General features: G+C 66.7%; 11 protein-coding genes. 9 read left to right on the forward strand and 2 right to left on the reverse strand.

What is annotated here, in order from left to right:
• The first annotated feature begins 218 nt into the window (after positions 1 to 218).
• From C7G42_RS11620 to mutL, 8 genes are all read left to right on the forward strand, one after another.
• A complete protein-coding gene (locus C7G42_RS11620) occupies positions 219 to 1,190 on the forward strand; it encodes a bifunctional riboflavin kinase/FAD synthetase (RefSeq protein ID WP_106949129.1) in 972 nt (323 codons plus the stop codon).
• A 204-nt stretch (positions 1,191 to 1,394) separates the two neighbouring features.
• The gene (ileS, locus tag C7G42_RS11625; protein WP_106949130.1) at positions 1,395 to 4,394 is read left to right on the forward strand and encodes an isoleucine--tRNA ligase; all 3,000 of its coding nucleotides are present in this window, start codon (positions 1,395 to 1,397) and stop codon (positions 4,392 to 4,394) included.
• Between the two features lie 10 nt (positions 4,395 to 4,404).
• A complete protein-coding gene (gene lspA / locus C7G42_RS11630; RefSeq protein ID WP_106949131.1) occupies positions 4,405 to 4,899 on the forward strand; it encodes a signal peptidase II in 495 nt (164 codons plus the stop codon).
• A gap of 95 nt (positions 4,900 to 4,994) precedes the next feature.
• A complete protein-coding gene (locus tag C7G42_RS11635) occupies positions 4,995 to 5,723 on the forward strand; it encodes a hypothetical protein (protein ID WP_199580848.1) in 729 nt (242 codons plus the stop codon).
• Between the two features lie 189 nt (positions 5,724 to 5,912).
• On the forward strand, positions 5,913 to 7,307 hold the full coding sequence (locus tag C7G42_RS11640) for a M16 family metallopeptidase (RefSeq protein ID WP_502694200.1): 1,395 nt from the start codon (positions 5,913 to 5,915) through the stop codon (positions 7,305 to 7,307).
• Positions 7,304 to 8,674, forward strand: coding sequence for a M16 family metallopeptidase (locus C7G42_RS11645; protein WP_199580849.1), 1,371 nt, complete (start codon positions 7,304 to 7,306; stop codon positions 8,672 to 8,674). Before C7G42_RS11640 ends, C7G42_RS11645 begins: the two co-directional genes overlap by 4 nt.
• A gap of 119 nt (positions 8,675 to 8,793) precedes the next feature.
• Entirely contained in the window at positions 8,794 to 9,216 is a 423-nt protein-coding gene (gene arfB / locus C7G42_RS11650; protein ID WP_106949134.1) for an alternative ribosome rescue aminoacyl-tRNA hydrolase ArfB, read from the forward strand.
• Positions 9,217 to 9,333: 117 nt separating this feature from the next.
• Positions 9,334 to 11,145, forward strand: a complete 1,812-nt coding sequence (mutL, locus tag C7G42_RS11655) for a DNA mismatch repair endonuclease MutL (RefSeq protein WP_106949135.1) — start codon at positions 9,334 to 9,336, stop codon at positions 11,143 to 11,145.
• A gap of 89 nt (positions 11,146 to 11,234) precedes the next feature.
• Here the strand turns inward: mutL and rsmD are convergent, their stop codons facing one another.
• Positions 11,235 to 11,789 carry a 16S rRNA (guanine(966)-N(2))-methyltransferase RsmD gene (gene rsmD, locus C7G42_RS11660; protein ID WP_106949136.1) on the reverse strand — a complete coding sequence of 185 codons (555 nt, stop codon included), beginning with the start codon at positions 11,787 to 11,789 and terminating at the stop codon, positions 11,235 to 11,237.
• A 139-nt stretch (positions 11,790 to 11,928) separates the two neighbouring features.
• The gene (locus C7G42_RS11665) at positions 11,929 to 14,031 is read right to left on the reverse strand and encodes a pseudouridine synthase (protein WP_199580850.1); all 2,103 of its coding nucleotides are present in this window, start codon (positions 14,029 to 14,031) and stop codon (positions 11,929 to 11,931) included.
• A gap of 120 nt (positions 14,032 to 14,151) precedes the next feature.
• On the opposite strand from C7G42_RS11665, the gene C7G42_RS11670 reads away from it, so the two are divergent.
• Positions 14,152 to 14,610, forward strand: a complete 459-nt coding sequence (locus tag C7G42_RS11670; RefSeq protein ID WP_106949138.1) for a nucleoside deaminase — start codon at positions 14,152 to 14,154, stop codon at positions 14,608 to 14,610.
• Positions 14,611 to 14,715 lie beyond the last annotated feature (105 nt).

A 14,715-nucleotide genomic window follows, 5' to 3' on the forward strand; every position in this document is an offset into this window, starting at 1 on the left:
AACGCAAACCAGGAATATTACGATCAGACCTGCCCCGGCCCGAAGCCCCGGCAGTTCCACGCCCAAGGACTAGCACCAAGGCGTTAAACAGCGCGTTAATTGGGGACGCCCCCCAGGGACTGAAATCGCATTCGATGCGGCCGCCCCCTCCCGCTTGACTTCATCCAGCCGGTCGCGCCACGGTCCCGGCCGGTCCCGCCGGTTCGAGAATTCCCCTGATGGCTCCGCATTTTACCGTTATCCGCGACACCACGCCGGACTCCGCCATTCCCAGGGGGGCCGTGGTCGCCATGGGCAATTTCGACGGGGTTCATCTCGGCCACCGCGCCGTGATCGCCGCAGCCCTGGAAATGGGCCGAGCGCAAGGCCGACCCGCCCTGGCATTGACCTTCGAGCCGCATCCGCGGCGATTTTTCAGCCCCAATACTCCTCAATTCCGCCTGACGGACGAGCGGGCCAAGCTGCGGCTTCTGGCCGGCACCGGGCTTGCCGGCGCCGTGGTCATGAGCTTCGACAAGGCCCGTGCCGGAACCAGCGCGCAAGACTTCATTCACCATGACCTGATCGGGCGGCTCGGCGTCAGCGGGATCGCGGTCGGCTACGACTTCCATTTCGGCAAGGGACGGGTCGGCTCGCCGAGCCTTCTCGTCAACGAAGCGCCCCGGCTCGGCATCGAGGTCGATGTGCAGCCGCATGTCGACTTCGACGAGAGGCCGGTCTCCTCCAGCGCGATCCGGATGGCGCTCGCCGAAGGCCTGCTCGACGAGGCCACCACCATGCTGGGGGCGCCCTGGTTCGTCACCGGCGAGGTGATCCACGGCGAGAAGCGCGGCCGCGACCTCGGCTATCCCACCGCCAACATCCGCCTGGACGCCAATTGCGGGCTGAAGCACGGCATCTACGCGGTGCGTGTCGGCCGCGGGCCCGAGCGGCTCGAGGGGGTGGCAAGCTTCGGCCGCCGCCCGACCTTTGATAATGGCGCGCCCCTGCTCGAAATCTTCCTGTTCGACTTCAAGGGCGACCTCTATGGGCAGAATCTGGACTGCGCCTTCGTCGGCTTCATCCGCGAGGAGCTGAAATTCGAGGGTCTCGAGGCCCTGATCCGGCAGATGGACGACGATTCCGCCCGTGCCCGTGCCATCCTGTCCGCCGCACCGGACGCGTTTCCACGGCTCGGCATCGTCGATTGAGGGCCGAACCCGGCGTCCCCGAACCTTTGCGCTTCCCTTGGCCCCCTGCTATGGAGTGCCCATGTTTGCGCGGCGCATCATAGGGATTAGCGGCCCGGCTTCCGCCTGAGCTTTCGGCTCGGCGCAAGACCGGGATTTTGACGTTTCACCCCGCGATTCCGCATCGCCATCCGTTTCCCGCGCCATTCCGAGCCAGTCAGCCTCATGTCCGAAAAGCCGCAAAAGTCAGACGCCAAAGACTATTCCAAGACCCTGTTCCTGCCGCAGACCGAATTCCCGATGCGCGCCGGCCTGCCGCAGCGCGAGCCGGAGATCCTCAAGCGCTGGTACGAGATCGGCCTCTACGAGAAGCTGCGCCAGAGTGCGAAGGGCCGCGCCAAGTTCGTGCTGCATGACGGCCCGCCCTATGCCAACGGCAACATCCATATCGGCACGGCGCTGAACAAGATCCTGAAGGATCTCGTCACCAAGAGCCAGCAGATGCTCGGCTTCGATTCCAACTACGTGCCGGGTTGGGACTGCCACGGCCTGCCGATCGAGTGGAAGGTCGAGGAAGAACACTATCGCAAGAAGGGCAAGCAGAAGCCCGATTTCCGCGACTCGACCGCGATGATCGATTTCCGGAAGGAGTGCCGCGCCTACGCCACGCACTGGCTCGGCGTGCAACGCGAGGAGTTCAAACGCCTCGGCGTCATCGGCGACTGGGATCATCCCTACGCCACCATGAGCTACCCGGCCGAAGCCCAGATCGCGCGCGAGCTGATGAAGTTCGCCGCCAACGGCACGCTCTATCGCGGCTCCAAGCCGGTGATGTGGAGCGTGGTCGAGAAGACCGCGCTCGCCGAAGCCGAGGTGGAGTACGAGGACCACACCTCCGATACGGTGTGGGTGAAGTTTCCGGTCACCTCGCCCGCGCACGGTGCGCTTGCCACCGCGAGCGTCGTGATCTGGACCACCACGCCCTGGACGCTGCCGGGCAACCGCGCCATCTCGTTCTCGCCGAAGATCGCCTATAGCCTCTACAAGGTGACGGACGCGCCCGCCGACAATTGGACCAGGACCGGCGATCTCCTGATCCTTGCCGACGCGCTCGCCGAAGAGGTCTTCAAGCAGGCCCGCGTGACGACCTTCGAGAAGGTGCGCGACGTGCCCGGCGACACCATGGACGCCATCGAATGCGCCCATCCGCTGAAGGGCCTTGCCGGCGGCTACGACTTCGTCGTGCCGCTGCTGCCCGGTGACCACGTTACCGACGACACCGGCACCGGCTTCGTGCACACCGCGCCCGGCCATGGCCGCGAGGACTTCGATGTCTGGATGGGAGAGGCGCGCGATCTCGACGCGCGCGGCATCACGACGGCGATCCCCTACACCGTCGACGAGAACGGCGCCTACACCGATCATGCGCCGGGCTTTACCGGCAAGCGTGTCATCAACGACAAGGGCGAGAAGGGCGACGCCAACGAGGCCGTGATCAAGGCACTCGTCGAAAGAGGCATGCTGCTGGCGCGCGGCCGGCTCAAGCATCAATATCCGCACTCATGGCGCTCCAAGAAGCCGGTGATCTTCCGCAACACGCCGCAATGGTTCATCGCGATGGACAAGGACGTGGCGCAGGGAGGCACGGCGAAGAGCGGCGACACGCTGCGCGCCCGCGCGCTGCACGCGATCTCCGTGACTCAATGGGTGCCGCCGTCCGGCGAGAACCGCATCAACGGCATGATCGAGGCGCGGCCCGATTGGGTGATCTCGCGCCAGCGCGCCTGGGGCGTGCCGATCGCCGTGTTCGTGCGCGAGAAGGGCGACGGCTCCGCCGAGATCCTTCAGGACGAAGCCGTCAACAGCCGTATCGGCGAGGCCTTCGAGCAGGAAGGCGCCGACGCCTGGTACGCCAAAGGCGCGCGCGAGCGCTTCCTGGGCGCCCGCGCCAATGAAGACTGGCAGAAGGTCGACGACATTCTCGACGTCTGGTTCGATTCCGGCTCGACGCACGCCTTCGTGCTCGAAGACCCCGTGCATTTCCCGGGGCTGTCGGGCATCAAGCGCAAGGTCGACGGCGGCACCGATACGGTGATGTATCTGGAAGGCTCGGACCAGCATCGCGGCTGGTTCCACTCCTCGCTGCTGGAGAGCTGCGGCACCCGCGGTCGGGCTCCCTACGACATCGTGCTGACCCACGGCTTCACCCAGGCCGAGGACGGCCGCAAGATGTCGAAGTCGCTCGGCAACACCATCGAGCCGCAGTCGGTCATCAAGGAATCCGGTGCCGACATCCTCCGGCTCTGGGTCGCGTCCTGCGACTACACCGACGACCAGCGCATCGGTCCCGAAATCCTGAAGAACACCGTCGAGACCTACCGCAAGCTGCGCAACACCGTGCGCTGGATGCTCGGCACGCTGCATCATTACAAGCCGGCCGACGCGGTCGCGCCCGCCGAGATGCCCGAGCTCGAGCGGCTTATGCTGCACGAGCTCGCGATCCGCGCCGCCGCCATCGGCAAGGCCTATCAGGAGTTCGACTTCAAGTCGGTGGTCGCGATCCTGTCCGCTTTCCTGAACAGCGAGCTCTCGGCGTTCTATTTCGACATCCGCAAGGACACGCTCTATTGCGATCCACCGTCGTCGCCGACGCGCAAGGCGGCGCTGACGACAATCGACCTGTTGTGCGCCTCGGTCCTGAAATGGCTGGCGCCGGTCCTCAGCTTCACCGCGGAGGAAGGCTGGCGCATGTACCGGCCCGATGCCGAACCGTCGGTGCATCTGACGCTGTTCCCGACCGATCTCGAAGCCTTGCGCGACGACAAGCTCGCCGCGAAATGGGAGACGATCCGCAACGTCCGCCGCGTCGTCACCGGCGCGCTCGAGCTCGAACGGGCCGCCAAGAACATCGGCTCGTCGCTGGAGGCGTCACCGGTGATCTACGTCGCCGACCGGGACATGCTGATGACGCTGTTCGACGTCGACCTCGCCGAGATCTGCATCACCTCGAATTACGAGGTACGTGAGGGCGAGGCTCCGGCTTCGGCATTCCGGCTCGATGCCGTGCCCGGTGTCGCGGTTATCGTCGAGAAGGCGGTCGGCACCAAATGCGCCCGCTCCTGGAAGATCTCCCCGACGGTCGGCGAAGACGCTGAATACCCCGACGTCACCCCGCGCGACGCCAAGGCGCTGCGCGAATGGAAGGCGTTGGGGGTGGCGGTCTGATCCCCCGGCCATGACCCCGCTCCGCGCCGGCATCCTCGCGGCCCTGGTCACGCTGGTGGCCGACCAGGCCTCAAAGCTCTGGCTGCTGAACGTGTTCGACCTCGCCCGTCTCGGCGTGGTGAAGGTGACGCCGTTCTTCGACCTGGTGCTGGCCTGGAACATCGGCATCAGTTTCGGCTGGCTCCAGAACGACAGCCAGGCGGCGCAGCTGGCGCTGATGGCCGTCAAGGCCATCGCCGTGGTCGCGCTGGGGATCTGGATGGCCCGCTCGCACACCCGGCTTGCCACGGTCGCGCTGGGGCTGATCATCGGCGGGGCCATCGGCAACGGCATCGACCGCCTGGCCTATGGCGCGGTGGTCGATTTCGCCCTGCTCCACATCGAGATTGGCGGAAATACCTATAATTGGTATGTGTTTAACCTCGCGGACGTGGCCATCGTTGCTGGGGTGGCGGCGCTATTGTATGATTCCTTCCTGGGGGTACCCGCCGCAAAAGCGCCCTGATCCCGGCCGATACGGACCGGCAGGTGGAACCCGGCCTTTGCGAGGGTTTGCCGCATACGAGCGGCGATCTGACACAATATGGAACAGGTACTGTGATGCGCAGCTCGAAGACCAGCATGTCGATGGTTCGAGACCCCCGATCGGGGCTTTGGCGGGCGTTGAAATTGTCCGCGGTCGCGCTCGGCATCGGTCTCGTCATGTCGGCCGGCGCAGCCCGCGCCGGTGACGACGACGATGACGATGACGGGATGACCTTCGAAGAGAAGATCATCGACAATCTGATGTCCGGCATCGGCGCCAAGAGCATGGAGAAGAAGGGCATCGAATACCGCGAGCGCTCGCCGCTGGTCGTGCCGCCCAAGCTCGATCTGCCGCCGCCTGCGACCGAAGCCAAGGCTGCGCCGAACTGGCCCAAGGATCCCGAGGAGAAGCGCCGCAAGGAAGCCATCGCCGCGCGCAAGAAGGCGACCAAGGAAACGGAAAACTGGCAGGTCGCCCGGCCGCTGACGCCCGCCGAGATGAAGGCCGGCGAGGTCGCCGCAGCCCCCCGGACAAGCAACGACCCGATCCAGCCGGGCACCAACGGCAATCCGTCACTGAGCCCCGCCGAACTCGGCTTCTCCGGCGGTCTGTGGAATATGATGAAGGGCGTCGGCGGCAAAGGCGAGACCAAGCAATTCACCACCGAGCCTCCGCGCCAATCGCTGGTCGAGCCTCCGCCCGGCTATCAGACGCCGTCGCCGAGCTATGCCTATGGCGCCGGAGAGGACAAGTCGCGGCGGACCTATTTCGACATCATGTCGGGCAAGGACAAGGAACAATAGCGTTCCTGTCCTGCAGACGCGAAACCCCGCGCCGGCGATCATGTACGCCGGCCGAGGTGCATAAATTGCTGATCAGTAACTTGCCACCGCGTTGAGTTCTCTGCTTCGTGACGCGAAGCCTCAGCCGCACGGTGTAGCATGCCGTGCCTCCGAGCCGGACATCCGGACCTCGGTCTTTCCTAAAGGATCATGATGTCCGCAAACCGATCGGCTGCCTGTCTCCTTGCCGCGCTGCTTTCGACCAGTGTCCTGACATCAGGCGCGGCTCTTGCCCAGACCACGGTAACATCGGCCCCGCCCGCCAGCTTCACGCTCGGCAACGGCATGCAGGTCGTGGTGATCCCCGATCACCGCACGCCCGTCGTCACCGAGATGATCTGGTACAAGGTCGGTTCGGCCGACGAAACGCCGGGCAAGTCGGGCCTTGCCCACTTCCTCGAGCACCTGATGTTCAAGGGCACCTCGAAGCATCCGGTCGGCGAATTCTCGCAGACCGTGCTTCGCGTCGGCGGCAACGAGAATGCCTCGACCTCGGTCGACTACACCAACTATTACCAGCGCGTGCCGAAAGAGCAGCTGGCGACCATGATGGAGTTCGAGGCCGATCGCATGACCGGCCTCATCCTCAAGGACGAGAACGTGCTGCCCGAGCGCGACGTCGTGCTCGAAGAATACAACATGCGCGTCGCCAACAATCCGGACGCGCGGCTAAACGAGCAGATCATGGCCGCGCTCTATCTCAATCATCCCTACGGACGCCCCGTGATCGGCTGGCATCAGGAGATCGAGAAGCTCGATCGCGAGGACGCGCTCGCCTTCTACCGCCGCTTCTACGCGCCGAACAACGCGATCCTGGTGATCGCCGGCGACGTCGAGGCCGCCGACATCCGCCCGCTGGTCGAGCGCAATTTCGGCGCGATCCCGGCCCAGCCTGCGATCCCGGCACGGCGCGTCCGTCCGCAGGAGCCGGAGCCGGCCGCGCCGCGCACCGTCACGCTGGCCGACCCGCGCGTCGAGCAGCCGAGCATGCGGCGTTATTATCTGGTGCCCTCGGCGACCACGGCCGCGGCCGGTGAAAGCGCCGCCCTCGACGTGCTCGCACAGCTGATGGGCAGCGGCAGCAATTCCTATCTCTACCGCGCCCTCGTCGTCGACAAGCCGCTCGCAGTCTCTGCCAACGCCAGCTATTCGAGCATCTCGCTAGATCCGACCCAGTTCGCGGTCTCGGCCGCGCCGAAACCCGGCATCAGCTTCGCAGAGGTCGAGCAGGCGGTCGACGCCGTCATCGCCAATGTCGCGCAGAACCCGATCCGCGCAGAGGATCTGGAGCGGGTGAAGACCCAGCTGATCGCGGAAGCGATCTACGCCCAGGACAACCAGGCGGTGCTGGCACGCTGGTATGGCGGCGCGCTGACCACCGGCCTGTCGATCGAGGACATCAGGAGCTGGCCCGACCGCATCCGCGCGGTCACCGCCGAGCAGGTCCGCGCCGTCGCGCAGAAATGGCTCGAGAAGAAGCGCTCGGTGACGGGCTATCTGATCAAGGACACCAGTGCCGCCAAGCGCGAGGAGAAGCGTTCGTGACCTATCCCTTCCTTCGACGCGCTGCATTCTCCCTTGCCACCGGCGCTGCGCTTGCGCTCGCCTCGCTCTCGCCGTCACAGGCCGCCGCAAAGATCCAGCGTCTGGTTTCGCCCGGCGGCATCGAGGCCTGGTTCGTGCAGGACGCAACCGTGCCGCTGATCGCGATGGAATATTCCTTTGCCGGCGGCTCGGCCCAGGATCCCAAGGACAAGTCGGGCGTCGCCAACCTCGTCGGTGACCTCCTCGACGAAGGCTCCGGTGATCTCGATTCCAAGACCTTCCACGAGCGGCTCGACCGCCGCGCCATCGAGCTCTCCTTCAGCGCCACCCGCGACACCTTCCGCGGCAGCCTGCGCATGCTGCGCGACAACAAGGACGAGGCCTTCGACCTGCTGAGGAGTGCGCTGACCTCGCCGCATTTTGACACCGCCGACGTCGAGCGCATCCGCTCGCAGGTCATCTCGGGGCTGCGCCGCGAGACCACCAACCCGACCTCGCTGGCGAGCCGCAAATTCCTGGAGGTCGCCTTCGGCGATCATCCCTATGGCCGGCAGACCAACGGCACCCTCGACAGCGTGCCGACCATCACCGTTGCCGACATGAAGGACTATGTCGGCCGCGTGCTTGCGAAGGACGGATTGAAGATCGCTGTCGTCGGCGATGTCGACCCGGCGACGCTCGGCAAGCTGCTCGACCACACCTTCGGCAGCCTGCCCGCCAAAGCCAACCTCACGCCGGTCCCCGACGTCGAGGCTGCAAAGCCGCCGCAACGCGCCTTCGTGACTCTCGACGTGCCGCAGACCGTGATCACGTTCGGCGGCCCCGGGGTGAAGCGCAACGACCCGAACTTCATGGCGGCCTACGTCGTCAATCACATCCTCGGCGGCGGCGGATTGTCTTCGCGCCTTTATCACGAGGTGCGCGAGAAGCGCGGGCTGGCCTATTCGGTGTTCGAATCGCTGCTCTGGATGGAGCATTCGGCGATCTTCATCGGCAACACCGGCACGCGTGCCGATCGTGCCGGCGACACCATCGACGCCATCGACAAGGAAGTGCGCCGGATCGCGGAAGAAGGTCCGACCCAGAAGGAGCTGGACGAGGCCAAGTCCTACCTCAAGGGCTCGCAGATGCTGGCGCTCGACACCTCCTCCAAGCTGGCGCAGGCGCTGCTGCAGTATCAGCAGGACAGGCTGCCGATCGACTATATCGAGAAGCGCAACGCCATCGTCGATGCCGTCACGCTGGACGATGCCAAGGCCGCCGCCAAGCGCCTCTGGGGCCAGGGCCTCCTGACCGTCGTCGTCGGCCGCGCCCCGCAAGCCGCAGCGCAGCCAACCGCAGCAGCGCCGGCGACGAAGTCGAACTGACGTCCCTTTTCGAATGTTCTGAAATGGCCGGGCTCGCCCGGCCATTTGCGTTTCCACCAGGCACCATTGCCGAACGTGGATGTTCCGCGATATGTCCTGATGACACGAATGGTGCCACCATGCTGCGGATATCCCGCGATCTCGTCATCGACGAGGAAGACATCGAGATCGGCTTCGTCCGTGCCTCCGGCCCGGGCGGGCAGAACGTCAACAAATTGTCGACCGCGGCCCAACTGCGCTTCGACGCACGCAAGCTGACCTTGCCGGAAGATGCAGCGATCCGGCTCGCCCGCATCGCAGGCCAGCGCATGACCAAGGACGGCGTGATCGTGATCCACGCCCAGCGCTTCCGCACCCAGGAACGTAACCGGCAGGACGCCATCGACCGGCTCGTCGAGATCCTGACTGAGGCCATGGTGCGGCCGAAGCCGCGGCGCGCGACCAAGCCGACTTTCGGCTCCAAGCAACGCCGCCTCGAGGGCAAGAAGCGCCGCAGCGACGTCAAGGCCGGACGCGGCGGAGGCCGCAGTTTCGACGACTAGCCGCGTTCCCTCCGAACGGAGGCGATGCCGGTAGATGTGGGCAGCGCGGGCATGCCGCATGCAATTGCGCGTCATCGGGACTAAATTGAACGCCTGATCGCCCTTTCGAGTCCCCCCATGCCCGTCCGCCAGCTTCCAGAACAGGTCGTCAACCGCATCGCCGCCGGCGAGGTGGTCGAGCGTCCGGCGAGCGTGGTCAAGGAACTGGTCGAGAACGCCATCGATGCCGGCGCCAGCCGGATCGACGTCTTCACCGATGGCGGCGGCCGGCGGCGGATCGGCATCACCGATGACGGCGGCGGCATGACCGCGAAGGACTTGGCGCTCGCGGTCGAACGCCACGCCACCTCCAAGCTCGACGACGAGGATCTGCTCCAGATCCGCACGCTCGGATTCCGCGGCGAAGCGCTGCCCTCGATCGGCTCCGTGGCACGACTGTCGATTACGACGCGCCACGCCAGTGAGCCTCATGCCTGGGCGCTTACTGTCGAAGGCGGCGAGAAATCCGAGATCATGCCGGCGGCGCTGGCGCATGGCACCCGCGTCGAGGTCAACGATCTCTTCTACGCGACGCCGGCGCGGCTGAAATTCCTGAAGACCGACCGCACCGAAGCCGAGGCGATCCGCGAGGTGGTCAGGCGCCTCGCGATGGCGCGGCCCGATATCGCCTTCACGCTGGCCGGCGAGGAGCGCGCGCCGGTGACCTGGAGCGCCGCGTTGCCCGGCGCGGCCGGGCGGCTGACCCGGCTCGGCGATATCCTGGGCGCTGAGTTTCGCAGCCACGCTTTCGAGGTCCACGCCGAACGCGAGGGCGTGGTCGTCGCCGGCTATGCTGCGGCGCCTGCGCTGACCAAGGCCAACGCGCTCGGGCAATATCTCTTCGTCAACGGCCGCCCGGTCCGCGACAAGCTGATTCTCGGCGCCGTGCGTGGCGCCTATGCCGACTATCTGCCGCGCGACCGCCATCCGGTGCTGGCGCTGTTCGTCACGCTGGATCCACGCGAGGTCGACGCCAACGTCCATCCCGCCAAGACCGAGGTGCGATTCCGCAACGCCGGCCTCGTCCGCGCGCTGATCGTGCACGGACTGAAGGAAGGGCTCGCGCGCGAGGGCCGCCGCACAGCCGCCAACAGCGGCGAGAGCGCCCTGTCCGCGTTCCGGCCCGCCTTCACGCCGCGTCCCGCAAGCTGGGACTGGCGCGCTTCACCATCCGCGCCCGTTGCGCCGATGCCGTCGTTCGAGGGCGCCGCCGCGCCTGCCTTTGCCGAGCGTTCGCAGGCGGCCTTCGATGTCGGCGCGCCCAGCGCGGACGTGCGGATCGAGTCGCAGCCCATCAGCGATTTCGTCGACCGTCCGCTCGGCGCTGCGCGCACGCAGATCCACGAGACCTATATCGTCTCGCAGACGCGCGACGGCCTCATCATCGTCGACCAGCACGCCGCGCATGAGCGCATCGTCTATGAGCGGCTGAAGGCCTCGCTGGCGGCGAACGGCGTGCAGCGGCAGATCCTCTTGATCCCCGAGATCGTCGAGATGGACGAAGCCACGGTCGAGCGCCTGCTGGAGCGCAGCGAGGAGCTGGCGTCATTCGGCCTCGCCATTGAATCCTTCGGCCCCGGCGCGGTCGCGGTGCGCGAGACGCCCTCGCTGCTCGGCAAGACCAATGCGGGCGGCCTCCTGCGCGATCTCTCCGAGCACATGGCCGAGTGGGACGAGGCGCTGCCGCTGGAGCGCCGCCTGATGCACGTCGCGGCGACCATGGCCTGCCACGGCTCGGTGCGCGCCGGCCGCAGGCTGCGGCCGGAGGAGATGAACGCCCTGCTCCGCGAGATGGAGGACACCCCGAACTCCGGCCAGTGCAATCACGGCCGGCCGACCTATGTCGAGCTGAAGCTGAGCGACGTGGAGAAGCTGTTCGGGCGAAGGTGATCTTGTAGGGTGGATTAGCCGAAGGCGTAATCCACCACGTCTGTTTCCGCGGAAATCAAAGAGGTGGGTTACGCTTTCGCTAACCCACCCTACGATCTCTTCAAAAACACGAACTCCGTGTCGTCATACGCGCGCCGCTCCAATTCCTCGTAGCCTTCCGGCGTCACGAACTGCGCGGCCTTTGCCTCTTCCACCACGAGCAACGCGCCCGGGGTGAGCCAGCCGCCGTCGCGCAAGCTCGCGAGCGCCTTCTCGGCAAAGCCCTTGCCGTAGGGCGGATCGAGGAATGCCAGCGAGAACGGCTCGACGGGATGCGCGGGGCCGAGATCGGTGGCATCGCGGCGATAGACCTTGGTGACGCCGCCTAAGCCCAACGATTCCACATTGTTGCGCAGCAGCGCCCGGGCCTCCGCGCCGTTGTCGACGAACAGCGTGAACTTCGCGCCGCGTGACGACGCCTCGATGCCGAGCGCGCCGGTGCCGGCAAAGAGATCGAGCACGCGCGCGTCCGCAATCGGATCGTCATAGGCGTGCACGAGGATATTGAAGACGGATTCGCGCAGGCGGTCCGCGGTGGGGCGGATGTCGCGCGAGGACGGTGAAGCGAGATTGCGCCCCTTCAAGCGACCGCCGACGACGCGCATCACACGACTCCGTCATGCCCGGGCTTGTCCCGGGCATCCAAGTTTCTCAGCCTTGAACTCAAGCAAAACGTGGATGGCCGGGTCAAGCCCGGCCGTGACGACCTGTTGCGCGGTGTCGGCGTCGCTCCAGGCATTGAGCCTACTCGCCGTCCTTCGGCGTCAGGTCGCGCTTGCCGTGATAGCCGCGCTTGGGACGGCGCGGCGGGCCGTAGCCGGCGGCCTCGGCCTCGTTGCGCTCGCGCGCCTCCTCGCTGCCGGTGCGCTGCACCAGCACGCGGCGGCCCTTGCGGTCAGCGATCACGCCACGCTTGCTGGCGGGCTTCTTTTCGGCTGGCGCATCGTCGACGCGCGCGGATTTCGACGGCGTGTCGAACTGCGCACCCGACTTCTCGATGATCTTCTCGCCGAGCTGGTCGCGAAGCACGCGGGACTTGATCTCCTCGACCTGGCCTTCGGGCACCTCGCCGAGCTGGAACGGACCGTAGGAGACGCGGATCAGCCGGTTCACCTCGAGCCCGAGATGCGCGCAGACATTGCGCACCTCGCGGTTCTTGCCTTCGCGGATCGCGAACACCAGCCAGACATTGGCGCCCTGGTCGCGCTCCAGCGTCGCGTCGATCGGGCCGTATTTGACGCCCTCGATCTCGACGCCGTCCTTGAGCGCGTCGAGCTGCGCCTGGGTGACGTCGCCATGGGCGCGAACGCGATAGCGGCGCAGCCAGCCGGTGTCCGGCAGCTCGAGCGTGCGCGCCAGCCCGCCGTCATTGGTGAGCAGCAAGAGGCCCTCGGTGTTGAAATCGAGCCGGCCGACGCTGATCAGCCGCGGCAGGCCTTCCGGCAGATTGTCGAACACGGTCGGACGACCCTCGGGGTCGTCATGCGTGGTCATCAGCCCGCGCGGCTTGTGATAGAGGAACAGCCGCGTGCGCTCGCGCTCCGGCAACGGCTTGCCGTCGACCAGAACGACGTCGTTCTTGGTGATGTCGAGCGCGGGCGAGTTGATGACGCGACCGTTGACGGTGACACGGCCCTGCGTGACCATCTCCTCGGCATCGCGGCGCGAGGCCAGCCCCGCGCGGGCCAGCGCCTTGGCGATCCGTTCGCCGGCCTTCTTCGGCTTCGGCTCTTCCTCCCGGCGCGGGCGGCGATCGGAATCACGGTCGCGCTCGCGATAGGCGCCGCGGCCGCCGAAGGCGGGGCGCTTCTCGAAGATCCGGCTCTCGTCCTCGTTTTCACGGCGCGGACGATCGCCGAAACGGCCCTCGCTGCGCGGATGCTCGTGCCAGTCGGAACGGCCTTCCGAGCGCTCGCGCGGCCGGTTGAATGTCGGCCGGTCGCCGCCACGTCCGCCGCGGTCACCATCGCCGTCACGGCGGGGCCGGTCGAACTTCGGACGGTCGTCGCGGGGACGATCGAATTTGGGCCGCTCGCGGAACGGACGATCGCCTGACGGACGATCGTCGCGCGAACGCGAGAAGCGCGGACGATCATCACCGCCGCCGCCTTCGCGCTTCTGCCAGGGCTTGTCCCCGCCGCGGTCACGACCACCGAAATCCTTGCGCGGCCCGCGATCGCGATCCGGTGCGCCTCGCGAAAACTTTCGCTCGCCGTCGAACTTGCGCTCCGGACGGTCGCCGCGCGGCGCACGATCACCGCGGTCGAAATTCGGGCGGTCGCCGCGCGGCTTGAACGGGCGCTTCTCGCCATCACGCGAGGAGCGATCGGGTGCGCCGCGCGAGAATTTCCGCTCGCCGTCGAACTTGCGGTCCGGACGGTCGCCGCGCGGTGCGTAGGGCTTCTTGTCGCCGAACTTTCTGTCACCGGTCCGGCCGGCGGGGCGGGACTCGTCGCGATCCCGGCGCGGCGGACGGTCGTCGCGGCCATAGGACGGCCGATCACCGCGCGGCTTGAACGGGCGCTTCTCGCCGTCGCGCGAGGAGCGATCGGAGAAAGGCCGGTCGCCACGCGGCTTGAAGCTGCGCTCGCCGCGGCCTTCGCCGCCACGGTCGTCGCGCTTGAAGTTCGGCCGGTCGCTGAAATCGCGGCGCGGGGCATCGCCGTCCGCGCGGGGGCGGAACGGACGGCTGTCGCGGTCGCCACGGGGCGGGCGGGCGTCGCTCCTGCCCTCGGGGCCGCGCTTGGCGAACTTCTTCTCGGGGCCACGCGGCTTGCCGCTGCGGCCACCCTTGGGAGGGCCTCGCCGGCCGCGGGAATCGTTGTTTTTGTGGCTGTCGCGAGGCATGAATGATCTCACTCGAGGGGGTGGCCATTGGGCATTGTGCGCGCTCGTTGGGAGCCGCAAGCCCAGGCAAAACCGGTAAGCACTTCTGCTGAAGGCGCAGCTACTAGCAGGTTTCTTGCGATGATACGAGGCTTGAAAGCCCCCTCTTTCATGGATTTGGCGCTTCTGGCGGCCGAAAATGCCGGAAAAGCGGGCGAAGTTCCTATCGGCTGCGTGGTGGTCCGCAAGGACGAGGTCATTGCCACAGGCGCCAACCGGACGCTCACCGACCGCGACCCCACCGGCCATGCCGAAATCATAGCGCTGCGCGAGGCGGCGAAAAAGATCGGCAGCGAGCGCCTGGTGGACTGCGACCTCTACGTGACGCTGGAGCCCTGCACCATGTGTGCGGGCGCGATCTCGTTTGCAAGGGTGAGGCGGCTCTATTACGGCGCCGCCGACCCCAAGGGCGGCGCGGTCGAATCAGGCGTGCGCTTCTTCGCCGCGCCGACCTGCCACCACGCCCCGGACGTCTATTCCGGCGTCGGCGAGAGCGAGGCGGCGCGGCTGCTCAGGGAGTTCTTTCGGGAGCGGAGGTGATTGCTCCAAACTCCGCCGTCATGCCCCGCGCAGGCGGGGCATCCAGTACGCCGCGGCTTCTCGGATCAATCATCGCCGTCACGGAGTACTGGATCGTCCGCCTTC

The sequence above is a fragment of the Bradyrhizobium sp. MOS003 genome (assembly GCF_003020125.1).
Lineage (GTDB): Bacteria > Pseudomonadota > Alphaproteobacteria > Rhizobiales > Xanthobacteraceae > Bradyrhizobium.

Bases quoted from the DNA above. Each gene is read 5' to 3' on its own strand.
- mutL (WP_106949135.1), top strand. From the start codon at position 9,334: ATGCCCGTCCGCCAGCTTCCAGAACAGGTCGTCAACCGCATCGCCGCC.
- ileS (WP_106949130.1), top strand. From the start codon at position 1,395: ATGTCCGAAAAGCCGCAAAAGTCAGACGCCAAAGACTATTCCAAGACC.
- C7G42_RS11665 (WP_199580850.1), bottom strand. From the start codon at position 14,031: ATGCCTCGCGACAGCCACAAAAACAACGATTCCCGCGGCCGGCGAGGC.
- C7G42_RS11640 (WP_502694200.1), top strand. From the start codon at position 5,913: ATGATGTCCGCAAACCGATCGGCTGCCTGTCTCCTTGCCGCGCTGCTT.
- arfB (WP_106949134.1), top strand. From the start codon at position 8,794: ATGCTGCGGATATCCCGCGATCTCGTCATCGACGAGGAAGACATCGAG.
- C7G42_RS11635 (WP_199580848.1), top strand. From the start codon at position 4,995: ATGCGCAGCTCGAAGACCAGCATGTCGATGGTTCGAGACCCCCGATCG.
- C7G42_RS11620 (WP_106949129.1), top strand. From the start codon at position 219: ATGGCTCCGCATTTTACCGTTATCCGCGACACCACGCCGGACTCCGCC.
- C7G42_RS11670 (WP_106949138.1), top strand. From the start codon at position 14,152: ATGATACGAGGCTTGAAAGCCCCCTCTTTCATGGATTTGGCGCTTCTG.
- rsmD (WP_106949136.1), bottom strand. From the start codon at position 11,789: ATGCGCGTCGTCGGCGGTCGCTTGAAGGGGCGCAATCTCGCTTCACCG.
- lspA (WP_106949131.1), top strand. From the start codon at position 4,405: ATGACCCCGCTCCGCGCCGGCATCCTCGCGGCCCTGGTCACGCTGGTG.